Origin of the sequence: Thermodesulforhabdus norvegica, assembly GCF_900114975.1 — a bacterium.
GTDB classification, from domain to species: domain Bacteria; phylum Desulfobacterota; class Syntrophobacteria; order Syntrophobacterales; family Thermodesulforhabdaceae; genus Thermodesulforhabdus; species Thermodesulforhabdus norvegica.
This window is the reverse complement of sequence record NZ_FOUU01000008.1, coordinates 72,988-92,303: the sequence shown is the minus strand read 5'-3', so window position 1 is coordinate 92,303 and position 19,316 is coordinate 72,988. Positions and strand designations below refer to the sequence as shown.

The following is a 19,316-nucleotide window of genomic DNA, read 5'->3' as shown; positions in this document are numbered from 1 at the left end:
CCTACTCCTCCACTTTTTTAATCACCAGCGAGGCATTAATGCCCCCAAAGCCGAAGGAATTGGTCAGAGCGATACGAATGTCCGCGGGTCTGGAAAGATTTGGTACATAGTCGAGGTCGCATTCAGGGTCCGGAAAGTCCAGATTAATCGTGGGCGGAATAATTCCATCAAGTATACTTTTCACCGTAAAGATGGATTCCACGATACCGGCCGCTCCCCACAGGTGACCGATCATGGATTTGTTGGAAGATATGGGTATCTGATAGGCCTTTGGGCCGAAAACCTTTTTTATGGCTCTCGTTTCCACCAGGTCGTTAAGAGGAGTGGATGTTCCGTGAGCGTTTATATAATTGACTTCTTCCGGCCTTATCCCGGCATCCTTTATAGCCTGTTTCATGCATTGAATAATACTCTCTCCGGAAGGCTCCGCAGCCGTGGGGTGGTGGGCGTCACAGGTGGCCCCGATACCTGCAACTTCGGCCAGAGGTTCCGCTCCCCTTTTCTCAGCATGTTCAAGGGCTTCCAGGATTACACAGCCCGCACCTTCAGAAGGCACAAATCCTTTCCTTTCCCTGTCGAAAGGTCTGGAAGCCTTCGATGGAGTCTCATTCCATTGACCTGTCGTTATGGCACCGAGATTCTCCAGGCTTGCCATTATGGTGGGCGTTATACCCGCGTCGGCCCCGACAACCACAGCCGCATCAATAACATTCTGCCTGATCAAGGCAGTGGCAGTAGCCATCGCCTTAGTACCGGCGGCGCAGGCCTCCTGAAGAAAATATTGAGGCCCCTTTGCCCCAATCCGTCTTGCAACTTCACAGGCCGCCGTGTTAGCGGCAATGGCTACAACACAAAAGGGCGAAACCTTACGAGGACCTCTGCGAAGTAACTCGGCATGATTCTGTTCAAAGGTGGAAGGACAGCCAATAGCACTTGCCCCGATTACGGAAAACCTGAAGGGATCGCCTCTGTATTGAAAACGCCAGTTTTCAATGGTGAGCAAAGCGGCCGCAACGAAGAGATGGACCATTCGGTCAAAACGAGTTATCGTCTTCCTGTCCAGAAAGTCTTCGGGATTAAAGTCCCTGCACTCTCCGGCAATCTGACATTTGTGCCCCGAGGGATCGAAAAGAGAAATGCGATCTATGCCGGATTCCCCGCGAACCAACCTTTTCCAGGATCTGTCAAGCCCAACCCCCAGAGGCGTTATGAGCTCCATGGCCGTAACGACAGCGCTCCGAGCTCTCATGGCTACGCCTCTTACAAAAAGGTGACGACATCCCGCTCTGTCGCCCTTTAAAAAATCAAAGGGCTACACAAATACCAGCCTAACGGATCAATAACTTCTGAAAAGAGAATACCGGCAACAAAATTTCCCTTCAAGATCAAGCATCATAAAAAGGAAGGCGGGCATAAGCCCGCCCCACCTCACGCCTTTAAAAGCCATCATCCACAGGATGAACAGCCACCTCCACAAAAGCCCGAGAAGGAAGGACCGTCGTTAATTTCAAGGACTTCCACATCAAAGGTTATATGATGTCCCGCAAGGGGATGATTAAGATCAATGGTAATGGACTCAGAGGTTACATCCACAACGGTGGCGTGAACCCGGGATCCATCGGGGGTCTGCAGGGCGAGAACCTGCCCAACTGACGGTTCAAATCCGGGAGGGAGCTCAGACCTGGCAAAAGTCTGCTCAAGCATTTCATCTCTTTCCCCGTAGGCCTCATCCGGCGTAAGGGTAAAGGTTTTTTTTCTCGTTTACTTCCATACCGATGAGGTGGTTTTCAAATCCCGGAATTACCTGACCTGCACCTACCTGGAACTCAAAGGGGCCACGTCCCTCACTGGAGTCAAAAATTTCTCCATTCTCCAGCCTTCCAGTGTAGTGCACCTTGACATAGTGGCCCTTTTCTACCTTCTTCATCTCTCTGCTCCTTAAATGTTTCGTTATGGTTCTTAAAAAACAAACACCGGGTACTGAACCCGGTGTTGTCACTATAACCACTCTTTCGCCTATGTTCCACCTTTTTTCGTAAAAAATTACACCCTCTGAAACAGATTGATCCCCTCCCAGAAGAGAAGTCCGGCAAAAACACAGAGGCTCAGCCCCAGGAGCCTAACGAAGGCTTCGTAAAACCGTCCCTTCAAAAAGAGACCTTTCGTGCCATGAACGCACAGGGCAAGAAGAACTTTTGAGCCCACAAGGCACACGTAAAAAGCGAGAACAAATCCGACGGCGGCTCCTCTTGATGATCTCAAAGCCGTCATGAGAAGAGGGCCGCCTACGGTAAACCAGAAAAGATATGGATGGGGGTTGAGAAAATTGACCACCGCACCTTTTAAGAGTGATAAGTCGGAATTGTTGTTTTTACCTTCAGCAGGAAGTGGTTTTAAAAAGGTTTGAATGCCCATTGACATGACAACCACTGCTCCCAACATGGACAAAATGCCCAAAACCTTTCCTGATGAGGCAACCCTGGTAAGTATCAGGAAGCTGAGGGCGACAATAGGCAGGTCGGTGATCAGAGGAGCCAGGGCCGTTTTCATGCCTGAGCGTGGCCCGTAACGAAGGGTTTCGGAAACCACAAGCGCCAGCAGAGGCCCCGGGGAAAGCCCCGCTCCGAGGCCCAGCAAAATACCCGTTGCAATCATAAGACCCTACTCCGGTTCTTTAAAGCAAAAAGAAACATTGCTCACAAGCTAACAGGTGTGCATACTTATACGATGCTCTGGTAACAATGTCCATCGGGAGGATGAAAACAGAAGATGCAGAAATTCCGGCTTGAATGCTCATGGAAACCCACAGGAGACCAGCCCAAGGCAATAAGGCAACTCGTAGAAGGGTTGAAAAAAGGCTTCAGGTATCAAACCCTTCTGGGTGTTACGGGTTCCGGAAAGACCTTTACGATGGCTCATGTGATTGCTTCCGTCCAGCGCCCTACCCTGGTCATCGCACCGAACAAAACGCTTGCCGCTCAACTTTACGGCGAATTTAAAAGCTTTTTTCCCCATAACGCCGTCGAATATTTCGTCTCTTATTACGACTACTACCAGCCCGAAGCCTACGTGCCGCAGACGGACACTTACATAGCAAAGGATGCTTCCATCAACGAGACCATCGATAAGATGAGGCACAGCGCTACCAGAGCTCTTCTGGAAAGGCGTGATGTCATCGTCGTCAGCAGTGTATCCTGCATTTACGGCCTCGGGTCTCCCGAAGAGTACCGTGATATGATGCTCTGGCTGAAAGAGGGCGACGCCGTATCCAGAGATGAAATCCTTAAGAAGCTCGTACAGATACAGTACAGCAGGAACGATATTGATTTTCGAAGGGGAACCTTTCGAGTTCGTGGAGACGTGGTGGATGTCTTTCCGGCTCACGAAGAGGACCTGGCAATTCGAATCGAGCTTTTCGGCGATTGGGTCGAGAGCATTCGACAGTTCGACCCCTTGACCGGCAGAACCGTCGGTCGGCTTCCGGAAGTTGCCATTTATCCTGCAAACCATTACGTCACGAGAAGAGACAGGCTTGAAAGGGCGGTGCAGGCCATTGCGGAAGAACTCAGAGAACGCGTGGAATTTTTAATAGGCCAGGGCAAGCTGGTGGAAGCCCAGAGACTTGAAGAAAGAACCCGTCTGGACATGGAGATGTTACTGGAATTGGGTTATTGCCCCGGAATTGAAAACTATTCGCGTCATCTGTCAGGTCGTAATCCGGGGGAGCCGCCCGCGACCCTTCTGGACTACTTCCCGGAAGACTGGCTTCTTATTATCGACGAAAGCCACATCACCATACCTCAGCTTCAGGGAATGTATCGTGGAGATCGTTCCCGAAAGCTAACGCTCGTTGAATACGGCTTTCGCCTTCCCTCAGCCCTGGACAACCGACCGCTTTCCTTTGAGGAATTCGAACAAAGAATTAACCAGGTGATCTTTGTGTCGGCAACACCGGGTCCCTACGAGCTTGAAAAGTCCGGTCCGCATGTCGTGGAGCAGTTGATCCGGCCCACGGGCCTCGTCGATCCGCACATAGAAATCCGCCCTGCCGATCATCAGGTGGACGACCTCATTGGTGAAATCCGTAAGAGGGTCTCCAGAGGGCAGAGGGTTCTGGTGACAACCCTTACAAAGCGAATGGCCGAAGACCTTACGGAGTATCTCGAAAACATGAACATAAGGGTTCGCTACATGCATTCCGACGTAGATACCATTGAACGAATAGAATTAATAAGAGAGCTCAGGCTGGGAAGTTACGACGTGCTCGTTGGAATTAATTTGCTGAGAGAAGGCCTTGACATACCGGAAGTTTCTCTTGTAGCCGTCCTTGATGCCGACAACGAAGGTTTCCTGAGGTCCGAACGAGCCCTGATACAGATGGCCGGCAGGGCCGCACGAAATGTTGACGGCACGGTGATTCTCTATGCAAACAACATAACAAAATCCATAGAAAATGCGGTAAAAGAAACGGAAAGGCGCCGCAGGATTCAGATGGAGTACAACAGGGCTCACGGAATAACTCCTCAAACGATCCAGAAGGAAATTGCCGATGTGCTGGCTCCCTACCGGCTCGTTGAAGTTGCAAAGGCTTCAGTGGACCGTGAAGAGCTGGAACTCCGGGAAGAACTCCCGTACCTTGAAGGCGGTGGAACTCTGGAGAACACCATTCAGAGACTGGAAAAGGAAATGAAGGAGGCGGCAGAAAAGCTCGAGTTTGAAAAGGCGGCGGTTCTTAGAGATCGAATAAAAAAGCTTAAAGAACTCCAGCTAATGACGGCATGAAAGATCGAAATCTTTTTTTCTTATGGCATCGGATTATACCCGGGTGGGCCGATCTGCTGGGAAAGACATGGTTCAGGCTGCATACATCCCGTCGCACCGTTGCGGTGGATAACATAGTGACCGCACTGAAGTGTTCCGAAGCAGAGGCGGCCGGGATCGCCTTACGAAACTTTGTACATCTCGCCCGGGTCTTCCTTGAGTTCCCACTGCTCCCCTTACTGAACGAAGGTAACGTAAGATACTTTGTCAGCTACACCGGAGAGGAAAACTTCCACAGGGCGAAAAACCTTGGCCCCGGTATTCTGATTCTCACAGGTCACTTTGGAAACTGGGAACTCATGGCCTACGCCACCCCTCTTGTGATGAAAGTGAGTCTGGACATCATAGCAAGACCGCTGGATAACGCCTTACTCAACCGCCTTACAACCCGAATTCGTACCCGAACGGGCAACAGGCTCATTGATAAAAATTTTTCCTTCTGGAAGATGACGGAATCCTTAAAAAACGGTCGGCCTGTCGGAATCCTTCTTGATCAGAAAGCAAGTCAACGTGAGGGAATCTACGCTCCCTTCTTCGGGCGTCTGGTCCTGACCCACAGGGCCCTGGCAATTCTTGCCTGCAAGACCTCCTGCCCTGTGCTTCCGGTGTACAACTACCGGAAAAGCGACGGCACCTATACCGTCAGGGCGCTTCCACCTCTCATGTTTGAAAAACCCACCGGAAAAGCAATCTACGAAGCAACCGCCAGATTCAACGAAATATTTGAAAAGATTATTCAAGAGCATCCCGATCAGTGGTACTGGATCCACAGACGCTTTCGATACAGTAAACCAATAAACTCATAGAAGATAGACCTTTACTTCTTCATCCTCATACAGCCCTTCGACATGTTCCGGTATAACGATGTAGCCGTCTGCCTCCGAAAGAGTGCTAATCATTCCGGATCTGCCAAAAAGAGGCTCAACTCTTACAAAACCTTCATCGGTCTTTTCGGGCAGTATAACGACAGGAATATAGTCTTCCCTACCATGCACGGAAGGCACATTTTTCGTCAAAAAACCCTTGAGAACACTCCGACAAAAGGGAAACTCCGGTGACCTTCCCTGTATCTGCAGGAGAAAGGGACAAACCAGCGCTACCATAACCATTGCCGCCGATGCGGGTTGCCCGGGCAGCCCCCAAAGATACTTTCCCCGACCTGATCCAAAAATGGTGGGTTTACCCGGTCTGATGGCAACGCCGTGCACGAGTACTTGCCCATCGGTAATCGCTTCGAAAACCTCAAGGGTGTAATCTCTAACCCCTACCGAGCTTCCCCCTGAAACCAACACAACATCGTGGTCTTCAATAAAGGACCTGCAGGTGTCAATGAGTTCACGGGGATCGTCCACAACGTGAGCCATCACCCCGGGAACGGCACCGGCCATTTCGGCAAATCCCGAAAGGACGTATGCGTTAATGTCCCGGATTACCGCGGGAGGGAGAGGAGAGGGCGTGTCAGGTGGCACGATTTCGTCACCGGTGGAAACCACCGCAACCCTGGGGCGCCTGTATACCTTGATTTCGGTAACACCTACTGCCGCAAGCATACCGATGTCCTGAGGTCGTAGCCTGGCACCCGGCCCCATGACGGTTTTCCCGGCCGGTATATCTTCTCCAACACCAAGAACGTTCTGACCCGGGGCCACAGGCCTGTAAACCTCAATCACATCCTCATCAACCCTTTCGGTATGCTCAACCATGACAACGGCGTCAGCCCCATCCGGAAGCATTCCTCCAGTGGCAATCTCTGCCGCCTCGTAAGGCCCGATGGAAAAATCGGGAGCCCGGCCCATCTCCACAGACCCGATAATCCTTAACAGAGCCGGAAGGGATTCCGAAGCGCCGAAGACATCACGAGCTCTTACAGCGTAGCCGTCCATAGTTGCCCTGGCAAAATGGGGAACGGCCTCTACAGCGCAGATCTCTTCGGCAACAATTCTACCTATCGCCTCGACAACCTTAACCGTTTCGGTTCCAAGCGCAGGAAGCGAGCGAATCAGTTTTTCAACCTCTTCTCTCGACTTAACCGTAAGAAACTCCTTACCCATTCCCAGGAACTCTCCTCTGCCCTTTCCCGAACGCCCAACCTGAGGATCCGGGATTATAAAATTTTCGCTCTCAATCCGCGCCGCACCCCTGTATCCCTTCCTGAAGAGATACAGGGGAAAGGAGTTTTAAATCTGCTCTTTCAGGCCACAACCACATTCACGAGTTTTCCCGGAACGACCACAATTTTCCTGATTTCCTTCCCATCGACATATTGCCTGATTTTCTCCCTTTCCAGGGCCATTTTTTTGAGCTCTTCTTCGGAAGTTCCCGCAGAGACGGTCATCCTATCGCGAACTTTACCGTTTACCTGTATAACTATTAACAGTTCGTCCTCCTGCACGGCTTTTTCATCGTAAGAGGGCCACGGCTGGTTCAGAAGGAAAGAATCGTACCCAAGCTCATGCCATATCTCTTCAGTAATGTGAGGAACCATGGGTGACAACAATATGACCGTTGTTTCCACAGCATGACGCAAAACCGGCCAGAAAGCAGGATCCTTCTCATCACCCCTATCCCTGACCTGATACATCAGGTTAACCAGTTCCATGATAGCGGCAATAGCGGTATTGAAATGGTAACGATCTCGTATGTCTTCCGTTACTTTCTTTATGGTCTGATGAGACTTTCTATAAAGGCCTGCAAGGGGCCCCTGCAAACCTGAAATGTCACCTGAAAAGGGCTTTACTTCTCTGAGCTTTTCAATGTTCTCGGCAACAAACCTCCAGACTCTTCCCAGAAACCTGTAAGCCCCGTCAATTCCCTGATCGCTCCATTCAAGGTCTTTTTCGGGAGGCGATGCAAAAAGGCAAAAAAGTCTTACGGTATCGGCTCCGTAGGCGGCAATCATGTCATCGGGATCCACAACATTTCCTTTGGACTTGCTCATCTTGGCGCCGTCTTTTATGACCATTCCCTGAGTAAGGAGCCGCTTAAAAGGCTCATCAAAATCAACGTAGCCCATATCCCTGAGAGCTTTGACAAAGAAGCGGGAATAGAGCAGATGCAAAACGGCGTGCTCAATACCCCCTATGTACTGATCCACGGGCAACCAGTGGCGGACTCTTTCGGGATCGAAGGGTTGTGAGTTCTCGTCTGCACAGGCAAACCGTATGAAATACCAGCTAGACTCAACAAAGGTATCCATCGTATCGGTCTCTCTTCGAGCCGGTCCACCACACTTTGGACATGAGGTCCTGTAAAAACTTTCCGAGACTGGAAGCGGCGAGCCACCGTTTGGTAGGAGCTCCAGGTCCAGAGGAAGCACGACAGGGAGCTGGTCTTCCGGAACAGGAACAATACCACAGCTGTCACAGTAAACCACAGGTATAGGCGCACCCCAGTATCTCTGACGCGAAATCCCCCAGTCCCTAAGGCGATACTGTACCTGAAAGCGGGCCATACCCTGCGCTGCAAGATGTTCGGTTATGGCTCGTCGTGCATCTTCTGAAGAAAGACCGGAAAACTGACCCGAATTTACAAGAACCCCATCATCTTCAAAGGCATGATCAAGCTCTTCAGCCGATGGTATCAAATCGGAATCTTCAGGTCTTATTACTACCTTTATAGGGAGGTTATACTTCTTTGCAAACTCAAAATCCCTCTGGTCGTGAGCCGGAACGGCCATCACCGCCCCGGTACCGTATTCCATAACCACGAAGTTAGCTACGAATATCGGCATGCGCTCGCCGGTAACCGGGTTTATGCAATAAGATCCCGTAAAAACGCCTTCCTTCTCAAGCAGATCTTCAGTGCGATCGCTACGCTTGGCCTTCTTGGCTTCCTCAACAAAAGCCAGCACTCTTTGCTCCTGTTCTTTTCCCTTGCAAAGCTCCGGCACAAGGGGATGCTCCGGGGCAAGGCTCATAAAGGTCGCACCGAAGAGTGTGTCCGCCCGTGTCGTAAAAACGGTGATTTTCAGATCATCACGCCCTTCTACGGGGAAATCGATTTCGCTACCGTGGCTTTTGCCGATCCAGTTCCTCTGCATAACCAGCACACGTTCGGGCCAGCCTTCAAGCCTATAGGTGTAATCCAGGAGTTCATCTACATAGTCTGTGATTTTGAGAAACCATTGCTCCATTTCTTTTTGGATTACGGGATTTTCACAACGCCAGCATGCTCCCTGCTCGACCTGTTCGTTGGCCAGCACAGTCTGACAGTGTTCGCACCAGTTCACGTAAGCCTTCTTGCGATAGGCAAGCCCCCGTTCGTACATCTTCAGGAAAAACAACTGCTCCCATTTATAATAAGAAGGATCGCAGGTGGCGAACTCTCGAGACCAGTCGTAGGAAAATCCAAGCCGTTTGAGCTGTCGTCTCATGTAATCAATATTGTCATAGGTCCACTTCGCGGGATGTATTCCGGCCTTTATGGCAGCGTTTTCCGCAGGCATTCCGAAGGCGTCCCAGCCCATCGGATGTAACACATTATAACCGTTCATCCTGAGAAACCGGGCAACGACATCTCCGATGCTGTAGTTTCTGACATGGCCCATGTGAATGCGACCCGAAGGATAGGGAAACATTTCAAGAACGTAAAACTTTTCTTTAGACGGATCTTCTTTCACCTCAAAGAGTTTTTCACTTTCCCACAGGCGCTGCCACTTCTCTTCGATAGCGTGGGGATGATACTTCATATCCATAGACGCACCCTCTCCTCTCTGTTTTTTTCGTTAAGAAACAAGAGCTTTCTAGCACATAATTACCTGCGCAGGCAATGTGTTGTCTTGAGAGTGGTTTCCTCGCCAAGAGCAGGTGCCAGGCTTTTCTTAACGGCTCTGAGGATCAAAGAATGAAGCTCGGGGGTTCTGGCGGCAACCACATGACCGCTCTGCAAGACCTCGGGAGTACCCCAGAAATCGGTTACAATCCCGCCCATTTCTCTAATCATCAACACGCCTGCTGCAATGTCCCACGGTTTGAGCCCCACTTCCCAAAAACCGTCCAGGCGGCCTACGGCCACATAGGCAAGGTCTAAAGCGGCAGATCCGGCCCTACGGATATCGCTTACATGATGGAAAATTTCCTGAAACGAGGCCAGATATTGTCTGGCTATGTCTTTTCTCTTAAAGGGAAAACCCGTGGCAACCAGGCTATGAAGCACATCATTTTTCGGAGGCAAGACCACCGGAGAACCGTTTAGATACACACCGTTGCCTTTTACGGCCGTGAACAACTCATTCCTCAGCACATCGTAAATACAGCCTGCCACGAGATCCTTACCATCCCATCTGGCAATAGTAACGGAAATATGGGGGAATCTGTGTATAAAGTTTGTGGTGCCGTCAAGGGGATCAACAATCCAGCAGGGTTCAGGTGGAAGCCCTTGTCCTGAGAAGGTTTCTTCCCCGATTACCATGTCATCGGGATAACGGCTGTTGAGCATTTTTCTGATCAGGGATTCGCTGTTTCTATCAGTCTCGGTGACATAATCAAATTTATCCTTGTGATGGAAGGAACTGGTCTGAGATAGATAGGCTTTTTTGATGAGTTCACCTGCTTTAATAAGAGTTTCTTCCATCAAGGTCCTTAATTCATCGTATTCCGATCTTTCTCCCGATGCCATAGTAACCCTCCTTCAGGACAGAGATAGCTTTAACCAGAAACTCAGAACAACAACGGTCTCATATAAAAATATTTAGTATTCTCCCGGTGGCTTACAAGAAATTTTCATGGAGCTTCAGGCAGGTCGGTACTGTGGCCCACGGGGTTGACTATTTTATCATCAATTTTTATACTTTCTTTCACAAATTAAGATTACATGTTTAGTTGTCATCAAACTTGTTTTATAAGGAGTTAAATGTGCCGGCTTTACCTTCCACACAGGACGGTCAAAACGATCTTGTCCTCAAGAGTATATCAAGGCAGTTACGCCGCTGTTATCAGTGCGGTGCCTGCTCCAACGGTTGTCCCCTTTACTCTTTTATGGATCTGGGCCCCACTAAAATTGTGCGACTTTTAAATCTCGGCTTCTTTGAAGAAGCTCTAAAGAGTACAACTCTATGGCTTTGTGTGGAATGCCAGAACTGTAGCATGGTTTGTCCAAATGCAATTCCTATCCCGTCAGTACTCAGAAAGCTCAAAGAATGGGCAGTTCTTAACAACGTCCCCGTAGCACTACCTGAAGTGGCGGGATTTCAAAAGCAGATGCGGGAATCCATTGCCCGATACGGAAGGATTCACGAACTCAACGTTGTCCTGAAACATCGACTATCGTCCGGACAGATTGTTTCGGATGCAATACTGGGAATAAAAATGCTCATAAAGCACAAGCTGGATTTTCTGCCTTCAAAGGTGAGGAATTACAGAGAAATCCGTCAAATCTTTGAGCTGCCTGCGGTGAGACATGCCTGATCCGAGCAAAGATCTCGTCTTCTTTCCGGGGTGTTCACTGGCCAGTTCGGCAAGGGAAAACTATGCATCACTCCAGCAGGCTTTCTGGAAGCTGGGATTCCGTTTCAGAGAACTGGACGATTGGAATTGCTGTGGAAGCGCTGCCACGGGTGTAGCCGGTGAGGAAATCGATTTTCTCCTTTCCGCAAGAAACCTCACAAAGGTTCCCCCGGGAAAAACTCTTCTGGTTGCCTGCCCTAAATGCTGGACGAAACTACATATAGTTCAGAGGAGATTGAAAGAGGATCCTGAGTTCGCTTCGAGGGTAAGCAGACTTTTCGGAACTATTCCTGAAGAGGGCGTGAGGATCGTGCATTATCTGGAAGTTCTGACCGAGATCGGGGTTGACAATCTTGCCCGGATTGTCTCGGCTGACAGGGAAAACCTGCGTTGCGCTCTCTACTTCGGATGCACCCGGGCTCAGCAAAGCAAGGTAAACGGCGCCATAATGTTTGACGAGCAATCCATACAGAGCATCCTGGAAAACCTCGGTGTTACCGGAGTAAAATGGCCTCATGTGCACAGGTGCTGTGGTACCTATCTCACAGGAGCAATACCGGAAATTGTTGAGGAGCTCGCATGCCGGATCGTAAACGGCGCAGCGGAAGCCGGTGCAGAGGCCATAATCACGGTATGTGCTATGTGTCACTTTAATCTGGAAACTCGAGGACAGAAATTCACCGTCCTGCCGATATTGCATTTCACGGAAATCCTATCTATTGCTCTGGGAATCAGACCTCCGGGCTGGTGGTTTCGGAGACATCTCGTATCCCCTGTAAACCTGCTCAAAAAGAAAGGCTGGCTGTAACGAGTTGTCGTCTGCTACCTCCGGTGCTAGAGTATATCGGATATTCAAAAACCGGAGGTTATTTTATGCAGGTTCTGGTCTCTCTGGCCTGTGCCGTGGCAATAGTGCTGGTAACAGCTCAAGGGGTCTCTGCAGAACCTATTTTAAAGATCGCCGTATCCATTCCCCCTCAAAAATACATGGTGGAACGCATAGGTGGTTCCCTTGTGGAGGTGGTCAGTCTTGTCCCACCGGGTATGGATCCTCACACATACGAGCCAAAGCCATCAGATCTTTCAAGGATAGGGTCTTCTTCGCTCTTCTTTGCAATCGGCCTTCTTGAGTTCGAAAAGATCTGGCTTCCCAGAATTTCCAGGATGTTTCCTCAACTTCCGATCATAAATCTGGCAGATGATGTGGGGCTTATGGGAATTCGTCAGAAAGACGGTTCCGATCCTCACCTGTGGCTTGATCCCCTGATAATGCTCCAGATGTCCAGAACCGTTTACAGAGAATTGAGATCGTCGATCCTTTCAAGAACAGACGAAACTCTGTCCAATCCGGTTGATGTTCTCGATGAACAGTATCGAAGGTGGGTCACCGAAGTCATTTTTCTGGACGGAAAAATTTCGGCAATCCTAGCGCCTTTTCGTGGAAAGGCCTTTGTTGTTTATCATCCTGCCTGGGGCTATTTCGCCAGAGCTTACGGGATCAGGCAGATTGCCGTAGAACAGGAAGGGAAAGGCCCCGGACCGTCAACCCTAAAAGAAGTGGCCGAAGCGGTAAAGGCAAATAATTTGAAGGTAATTTTTGTGTTTGGAAGTCCACCGCCGGCCGAAGCTGAAAGGCTTTCTCGACTATGGAACATGAGGATAGAGGTCCTTAACCCTCTCGCCTATAACTGGTGCGAAAATCTTCGCAGGGCGGCACAGCTCATAGCCCGTAGCTTAGGGGGTGGCTAATGGCCGACAACGGAGCCGTCGTATTCAAGGATGTTTCCTTTGCCTACGGAAATAACCTGGTTCTGGACAACGTGGAGTTTTCGATACCCGAGGGCGACTTTGTAGCTCTCATGGGGCCTAACGGAGGAGGCAAAACGACCCTCCTCAAGCTCTGCGTCGGTCTTCTGAGACCCCAGCGTGGCACGGTGCAGGTCTTCGGCAAAGACCCCGCAGAGGTAAGGTCGATGATCGGCTATGTGCCTCAGGAAACCAATCCCAACGCTCACTTTCCGGTTCGGGTTATCGACGTTGTCATGATGGGGTTATTGCCGGATCGGATACGGCACGGGAAAGCACAAAAGAAAAAGGTTCAAAAAATTCTCGACCGCATGGGCCTGCTGGATCTGGAGAACCGAAAAATTTCGGAGCTTTCCGGCGGTCAGCGTCAGAAAGTGATGATTGCCAGGGCTCTCGTCTCCGATCCGAAGATTCTATTTCTTGATGAGCCCACGGCCAGCGTTGACAGAGCCTTTCATACGGAGCTTTATGAAATGTTACGGGAGCTTAACTCTCGCATCACGATAGTCGTGGTAAGCCACGACATGAGTGTGCTTTCTTCCTATGTTAAGTCAGTGGCCTGTGTTAACAGAAGGGTTGTGTACCATTCCAGGGCGGAAATTACACCGGGAATGATTGACGCCCTCTATCACTGCCCCGTGGAACTTGTCGCTCATGGCATACCTCATCGAGTATTGCGTGAACATTGACGGTGAAAGGACAGAAGAAATGCCCGACTGGATGGCCTGGGAAGTTATGAAATACGCCTTTCTGGCGACTTTCCTTGCAGCTCTCGCCGCCGGAATAGTCGGAAGTCTTGTCGTTGTGAATCGCATGGTCTTTCTTGCAGGCGGAATTGCTCATGCCGCTTATGGAGGGGTTGGAATCGGCATTTTCTTCGGCATTCCTCTGCTACCGTCAACAATAGGCTTTTCCGTGTTATGCTCTATTATACTGGGATATCTGAGCGATCGAAACCGTCACAGATCGGATGCCCTTATAGGCACCATATGGGCCGCGGGAATGTCCATAGGGGCATTGCTGATTAATCTTTCTCCGGGTTATAGACCGGACATAATGGGCTATTTATTCGGGAGTATTCTGACGGTAACCCCCACAGAACTTCGTAGCCTTATGCTTCTCGACGTTGTTCTTATTGCCTGTTGCTATTTCTGGTATCACGAACTGCTGGCAGTTTCTTACGATCATGAGTTTGCAACGGCAAGAGGTCTGTCGGTTAGATTTTTTTATAATCTGCTCCTGATATTTTCTGCCGTGACCGTCGTTTTTCTCATGAGGCTTGTCGGGCTTATTCTGGTAATTGCTTTGCTGTCGATACCAGCTTATATGGTAGAGCCCAGGGTGCCTTCTCTTGCTCACATGTTCGTAGGGTGTACTCTGGTAAGCCTGTTATTTCTTATTGTGGGGCTTCTGGTAGCCCTCTGTTTCAACCTTCAACCGGGGCCGGCAATAATCCTGACGGCTTCAACCATCTTTGCCGTCACCGAGGCATTTTCTCTCCTTCGTTTTAAAATAAGACGGCTGGTTTAAAAGGCCATGCCTTAATGAACCTTCCGCCACAACCACATAGCCAGAGCCGAAGTGATAAGCCAGGGCGTCCATAGAGCAATCCCGGGTGACATTATCCCGTTTTCGGCAAGACCCTTATTAAAGGAGACGGCAAAGTAATAAAGGAGATAGGTGGCCATGGTGATGAGAACCGACCAGATTATGCTACTTTCTCTCAGGCGAAGTACTTTATCCGGAACATACAGACACAGGGCAACCGTAAGAAAAGCAAGTGAAAGGCAACTCAGGGGAAGCACAATTCTCAGGTGGAATTCCAGTCCGTATCGCCTCGCTTCATGCCGATCCTTCGACTCTCTCGCGGCTTTTCTCAGTTCCTGCATGGTCATTTCATTCTTGCCTCCGCCCCTGAGACCTCTCCCAATTCCCAGCTCACCGGGATCAATAGCAATCCGATAAGATTCAAAGCGTACGATCTGACTCCTTGGAGCTTCTCCTCCACGATTCTCTGAATCCCGCATGATGAAGCCGTCCTCCATGGCGAAAAAAATCCGCTCCGTTGACCTGTCATAAAAAATCGTTGCACTTCTCGCTATTATCGTTATGAGATGTTTCGGATCCCGGTGGTCTTCTATATAAACCCCGTATGCCGTAAATTCACCGGGATTAACGTCCTGAAAATAAAACACCAGGCCGGGTATTATATCTACAAATATACCCTCCTGAAGGATGGCCGTAATACCGGCTCTTCCCATATTGTTCAGCTTCTTTCTGAAGGCGGCATTGGAGTGAGGAAGAAGCACAACAGACAAAAAGGTTACGAGGAGGGTGTTGATCATGGCAAAGACAAGGATGGGACGCCAGAGGCGCCTGATGCTCACCCCAACTGCCCTTATTGCAGTGAGCTCTTTGTCTCCGTTCATGCGATGAAAAGCCAGGGCTACGGCGACCATCGTCACAAAAGGCATTGCGTAAAGGCTCAATTTAGGAGTGGCGAGAACCATCAAAATGATGATATCGTAGATCGAAACGGATGAGCGAAGAAGGTAGCTGGTGAGTTGAACCATGCGGCCGGTAAGCAGCAAAAAGAAGGTGCCGATTAGAGCGAAAGCATAAGGCAGAGCAATTTCTTTTAAAATGTACTTTTCCAGTATTTTCATGGTCGGACGGTATAGTAGCAACGAGCAGGCATGAGAAGCAACGGGAAAGTTCTGAAAGACGGGGTCGGAGCGGAGATTTTTTTGAGAGATTTTCTGGAAGAACGGGAAGAGCTCTTCCTGCATCCCAGGGCACAGAAAGCTCGTTACACTCTTGGTCGCCTCCATGCCGAGGAAGAATGCCCTCTTCGCACCTGCTATCAGCGAGATCGAGACAGGATTGTCCACAGCAAAGCCTTCAGGCGTCTCAAGCACAAAACCCAGGTTTTCATATCGCCCACCGGAGATCATTACCGCACCCGACTTACCCACACACTGGAAGTTTCTCAAATAGCAAGAACAATAGGTCGAGCCCTTAGGCTTAACGAGGATCTCATAGAGGCAATATCTCTGGGGCATGACCTGGGCCATACCCCTTTCGGTCACGGAGGCGAACGGGTGCTTAACGAGCTTATGCCGGGTGGGTTCAAACACTGGGAGCAGAGCTTAAGGGTGGTCGATGTCCTTGAAAAAGGCGGAAGGGGGTTGAATCTGACCCATGAGGTCAGAGACGGAATCCTTCATCATTCCAAGGGAAGATGGGGTACGATTGTCTCAGGACGCTCCAGAAGTCCTAAGACTCTTGAAGGGCAGGTCGTCCGGGTTGCCGATATAATCGCTTATCTGAGTCACGATCTGGACGACGCGATGAGAGCCGGAATGATCAACGAAAATGACGTTCCAGAGCAGATAAGAAAAAAACTGGGTAACAGACACAGCGAACGCATTCACAGCCTCGTAGCCGACGTAATCAGGGCAAGTATGGAATGCGGACTGGAATCAATAATGCTTGGTGATGAAATGCTCCACTGCGTTAACGAGCTCAGGGAATTTCTTTTTGAGCGGGTCTATGAGTCCCCCTTTCTACGTTCAGAAATCGACAAGGCGAGAAAGGTCATTGAAGACCTTCTTAACCTGTTGATGAAAGACGACGATCTTTTCGTCATGGAAATAGGCCCCATCAAACCTGAGGTACCCCGGGAGCGACAGGTCTGTGACTATATCGCGGGCATGACGGATCGCTATGCCCTGGAACTTTATAAAAAACTCTTCCTTCCCAAGCCCTGGATGAAATTGTGAGAGAAAAACCCGCTGTTAAACGGGGCGCTCCGGAGATAGGCACCGGTGTATGATTAGCTCCTCCAATTTGAAACATTTTTTCTGTAAGGGCAGGCATCAAGTTGAGTTGTTTTTGCGGCTTATAGGAGCGGTTGACTGAAATGGGGAACGACAATAGAAGACTGGCGAAGTAAGCGGTCTTACTGTGGAAAAAATTCAGCAGACGGGGAGTGGTCACCAATGCAGGATGTCGAAAAAAAAGTCGGTGAAGCCGTTGAATTCGTAAAATCAAAAGCCCCTTTTCTCCCGGATCGGGCAATAATACTGGGAACGGGGCTGGGATCCGTGGCATCGGATCTGAAAAACGCTTTTTCCATACCCTATGAAGAAATTTCTCACTTTCCCAGATCCACCGTTGAAAGTCATGAGGGAAAGCTGATCTTCGGTCTCTGGAACGATGTACCCGTGGTTGCCATGAAAGGGCGGTTTCACCTCTATGAGGGGTATTCTCCCCATGAAATAGCCTTTCCCGTAAGGGTTCTGAGGCTTATTGGAGTGAATATACTGCTGATCTCCAATGCCGCAGGCGGGCTGAATCCCCTCTTCGAGCCCGCCGATCTCATGCTTATCGTCGATCACATCAACTTCACGGGAAGAAATCCTCTGATGGGACCAAACGTGGATCGGTGGGGACCCAGATTTCCCGACATGACGGAGCCTTACAGTCGAAGGCTCCAAAAGATCGCCCTGGACATCGCAAGGGAGCGCAGGATAACTCTTCACAGAGGTGTCTATGCTGGGGTTTTGGGGCCCAGCATGGAAACGGCTGCAGAAACCAGGATGTTGCGTGCTTTTGGCGCCGATGCGGTGGGAATGTCAACCGTTATGGAAGTCATAACGGCGGTTCACATGGGTATGGAAGTGCTTGCCCTTTCGGTGATAACCAATGTTAACAGGCCCGACTGCTACGAACCGGCACCACTTGAACAGGTCATAGCCACTGCGGAAAAAGCGGCTCCCAGGTTAATGGAGCTTTTTTCAGAGCTGGTCAAAAAAGCCTGACGAAAAAGAAGGACCGGAAGAGTTTTTTCACTCTTCCGAGTCCTTATTTCTATTGAACATCTTTGAGCCAGTCGGTGCTCTTAAACCATTTATTGTAATAATATTCATACCGGCCGTCGTTCTTGATCTGGCGCAGGAAGTTGTTAAGCCAGTTCAGAAAGTCCGGATCACCCTTATTGATTGCCCAGGCTATGGGTTCGTAAGTAAAGGGTTGATCGAGGAAAACCAGCTTGTCCTTTCCGTGCTGGGCGTAGAAAACGGCACAGTAAGGAAGATCGTAAACAAAAGCATCCGCTTTTCCGTTCAAAACTTCCATAGCCGCTTCCGTTTCGGTCTCGAAAGACTTGTATGTAGCTTTCGGTATCAGCCTTTTAACAGCCTGTTCCCCTGTGGTTCCAAGTTTGGATGTTACGATAAAGGATGGATCGTTGAGATCCTTATAGGACTTTACCTTTCCTTCATGTTTTTTGTGCAGTAGTATCGTCTGTCCGACGATGATGTACGGATCGGCAAAGTTAACCTTGAGATTTCTTTCCTGGGTTATGGTCATACCGCTCATGATTATGTCAAACTTTCCGGTTATAAGGCTTGGAATAATTCCGTCCCATGCGGTGTTTACCGGGACGAACTTAACCCCCATGGCCTTTGCCATTTCCTTGGCAATATCTATGTCAAATCCTATGAAATTGCCCTGCTTGTCGGTCATCTCAAAGGGCATATACCCGGCTTCAAAGCCGACCCTCAGCTCACCTCTTTTCAGTATCTCTTCAAGAGTTGATTTTTTGGCGAGCTCAAAATCGGCGGCCTTAGCCGGTAGAGTTAAAAATAAGGCGAAGGCAAAACAAAGTAATCCCACAAAACATTTCTTCATGCTTAAACCTCCCCATGGACCTTTGTTGTTAATAGGACTTACCTTCGTCCAGTAATTCCTTTATAACCATTGTCACGTTACAGGATTCACACTTAGGGATTGCTTCCTTGGGAATATAAATAATCTTAGTGTTCTTGCACTTAGGACACTGAACCTCTACGGCCTCAAGCCGGTCTCTCACTTTCATTCTCCGTCCTCTAGCCGATGAAAAACAGAAAGCTCATGTTCCCCTATGCTATGAGTGTCTGAGTTTGTCAATTTTAAATCTCACAGCGGGCTGACTTTTTTCACAGGCTATCAGAGTTAAAATCATTTCTGCGGATGTTTTCATCGGCATCCTCTTCCTGGTCAGGACGTTACTATTTTCAGGAGCTTAAATGTTGAAGGTTTCACAATTTCTTCTTGAAGGTTACGGAATCCGGAGTTAATTTTTTTGAGGCTGTCTTTCACAAACTCACGGGGAGGGGGTGATAGGAAAAGGGTTGAAGGAGGTTTCCGCGGTGATGACGGCATTTACGTAACTTTCCGCAATTATAACTCCAAACGGGAGGA

General features: G+C 49.5%; 19 protein-coding genes. 9 read left to right on the top strand and 10 right to left on the bottom strand.

Annotation, left to right across the window (positions count from 1 at the left end; all coding sequences use genetic code 11):
• Position 1: 1 nt before the first annotated feature.
• The 4 genes from BM091_RS10960 to BM091_RS10950 form a co-directional block, all read right to left on the bottom strand.
• Positions 2-1,249 carry a beta-ketoacyl-[acyl-carrier-protein] synthase family protein gene (locus tag BM091_RS10960; protein ID WP_093395783.1) on the bottom strand — a complete coding sequence of 416 codons (1,248 nt, stop codon included), beginning with the start codon at positions 1,247-1,249 and terminating at the stop codon, positions 2-4.
• Positions 1,250-1,446: 197 nt separating this feature from the next.
• Complete coding sequence (locus BM091_RS14135) at positions 1,447-1,704, bottom strand: FKBP-type peptidyl-prolyl cis-trans isomerase (RefSeq protein WP_218148880.1); 258 nt, start codon at positions 1,702-1,704, stop codon at positions 1,447-1,449.
• Positions 1,705-1,726: 22 nt separating this feature from the next.
• On the bottom strand, positions 1,727-1,927 hold the full coding sequence (locus tag BM091_RS14440; protein ID WP_218148879.1) for an FKBP-type peptidyl-prolyl cis-trans isomerase: 201 nt from the start codon (positions 1,925-1,927) through the stop codon (positions 1,727-1,729).
• A gap of 116 nt (positions 1,928-2,043) precedes the next feature.
• Complete coding sequence (locus BM091_RS10950) at positions 2,044-2,655, bottom strand: LysE family translocator (RefSeq protein WP_093395782.1); 612 nt, start codon at positions 2,653-2,655, stop codon at positions 2,044-2,046.
• A 114-nt stretch (positions 2,656-2,769) separates the two neighbouring features.
• Here BM091_RS10950 and uvrB point away from each other — a divergent pair, with 114 nt between their 5' ends.
• Positions 2,770-4,782 (top strand): excinuclease ABC subunit UvrB, encoded by a 2,013-nt coding sequence (uvrB, locus tag BM091_RS10945; protein ID WP_093395780.1) that lies wholly within the window; start codon positions 2,770-2,772, stop codon positions 4,780-4,782.
• Positions 4,779-5,627 carry a lysophospholipid acyltransferase family protein gene (locus tag BM091_RS10940; RefSeq protein ID WP_093395779.1) on the top strand — a complete coding sequence of 283 codons (849 nt, stop codon included), beginning with the start codon at positions 4,779-4,781 and terminating at the stop codon, positions 5,625-5,627. Before uvrB ends, BM091_RS10940 begins: the two co-directional genes overlap by 4 nt.
• Here BM091_RS10940 and BM091_RS10935 read toward each other — a convergent pair.
• The 3 genes from BM091_RS10935 to BM091_RS10925 all read right to left on the bottom strand — a co-directional run bounded on the left by BM091_RS10935 (position 5,622) and on the right by BM091_RS10925 (position 10,437).
• Entirely contained in the window at positions 5,622-6,872 is a 1,251-nt protein-coding gene (locus BM091_RS10935; protein WP_093395777.1) for a molybdenum cofactor synthesis domain-containing protein, read from the bottom strand. The genes BM091_RS10940 and BM091_RS10935 overlap by 6 nt on opposite strands.
• A 140-nt stretch (positions 6,873-7,012) precedes the next feature.
• Positions 7,013-9,514, bottom strand: coding sequence for a leucine--tRNA ligase (gene leuS / locus BM091_RS10930; RefSeq protein ID WP_093395775.1), 2,502 nt, complete (start codon positions 9,512-9,514; stop codon positions 7,013-7,015).
• Between the two features lie 59 nt (positions 9,515-9,573).
• Positions 9,574-10,437: an inositol monophosphatase family protein gene (locus BM091_RS10925; protein ID WP_093395774.1), complete on the bottom strand. Its 864-nt coding sequence runs from the start codon at positions 10,435-10,437 to the stop codon at positions 9,574-9,576.
• A 236-nt stretch (positions 10,438-10,673) separates the two neighbouring features.
• On the opposite strand from BM091_RS10925, the gene BM091_RS10920 reads away from it, so the two are divergent.
• The 5 genes from BM091_RS10920 to BM091_RS10900 all read left to right on the top strand — a co-directional run bounded on the left by BM091_RS10920 (position 10,674) and on the right by BM091_RS10900 (position 14,600).
• Entirely contained in the window at positions 10,674-11,225 is a 552-nt protein-coding gene (locus tag BM091_RS10920; RefSeq protein WP_177193622.1) for a 4Fe-4S dicluster domain-containing protein, read from the top strand.
• Positions 11,218-12,072: a heterodisulfide reductase-related iron-sulfur binding cluster gene (locus BM091_RS10915; protein ID WP_093395770.1), complete on the top strand. Its 855-nt coding sequence runs from the start codon at positions 11,218-11,220 to the stop codon at positions 12,070-12,072. The genes BM091_RS10920 and BM091_RS10915 overlap by 8 nt, the downstream gene beginning before the upstream one ends.
• A 65-nt stretch (positions 12,073-12,137) precedes the next feature.
• Complete coding sequence (locus BM091_RS10910; RefSeq protein WP_093395769.1) at positions 12,138-13,013, top strand: metal ABC transporter solute-binding protein, Zn/Mn family; 876 nt, start codon at positions 12,138-12,140, stop codon at positions 13,011-13,013.
• Positions 13,013-13,759, top strand: a complete 747-nt coding sequence (locus BM091_RS10905; protein ID WP_093395767.1) for a metal ABC transporter ATP-binding protein — start codon at positions 13,013-13,015, stop codon at positions 13,757-13,759. Before BM091_RS10910 ends, BM091_RS10905 begins: the two co-directional genes overlap by 1 nt.
• Entirely contained in the window at positions 13,725-14,600 is an 876-nt protein-coding gene (locus BM091_RS10900) for a metal ABC transporter permease (RefSeq protein WP_093395766.1), read from the top strand. Before BM091_RS10905 ends, BM091_RS10900 begins: the two co-directional genes overlap by 35 nt.
• Positions 14,601-14,611: 11 nt before the next feature.
• Here the strand turns inward: BM091_RS10900 and BM091_RS10895 are convergent, their stop codons facing one another.
• Positions 14,612-15,859: an LptF/LptG family permease gene (locus BM091_RS10895; RefSeq protein WP_245735353.1), complete on the bottom strand. Its 1,248-nt coding sequence runs from the start codon at positions 15,857-15,859 to the stop codon at positions 14,612-14,614.
• Here BM091_RS10895 and BM091_RS10890 point away from each other — a divergent pair.
• Both BM091_RS10890 and BM091_RS10885 read left to right on the top strand, forming a co-directional pair.
• Positions 15,812-16,852: a deoxyguanosinetriphosphate triphosphohydrolase gene (locus tag BM091_RS10890; RefSeq protein WP_342745463.1), complete on the top strand. Its 1,041-nt coding sequence runs from the start codon at positions 15,812-15,814 to the stop codon at positions 16,850-16,852. The genes BM091_RS10895 and BM091_RS10890 overlap by 48 nt on opposite strands.
• A gap of 219 nt (positions 16,853-17,071) precedes the next feature.
• Positions 17,072-17,893, top strand: a complete 822-nt coding sequence (locus BM091_RS10885) for a purine-nucleoside phosphorylase (RefSeq protein WP_093395761.1) — start codon at positions 17,072-17,074, stop codon at positions 17,891-17,893.
• A 49-nt stretch (positions 17,894-17,942) separates the two neighbouring features.
• On the opposite strand, the gene BM091_RS10880 is transcribed toward BM091_RS10885, so the two are convergent.
• Both BM091_RS10880 and BM091_RS13970 read right to left on the bottom strand, forming a co-directional pair.
• Positions 17,943-18,764, bottom strand: coding sequence for a transporter substrate-binding domain-containing protein (locus BM091_RS10880; RefSeq protein WP_093395759.1), 822 nt, complete (start codon positions 18,762-18,764; stop codon positions 17,943-17,945).
• 28 nt (positions 18,765-18,792) lie between these two features.
• On the bottom strand, positions 18,793-18,951 hold the full coding sequence (locus BM091_RS13970) for a hypothetical protein (RefSeq protein ID WP_177193620.1): 159 nt from the start codon (positions 18,949-18,951) through the stop codon (positions 18,793-18,795).
• Positions 18,952-19,316: the final 365 nt, after the last annotated feature.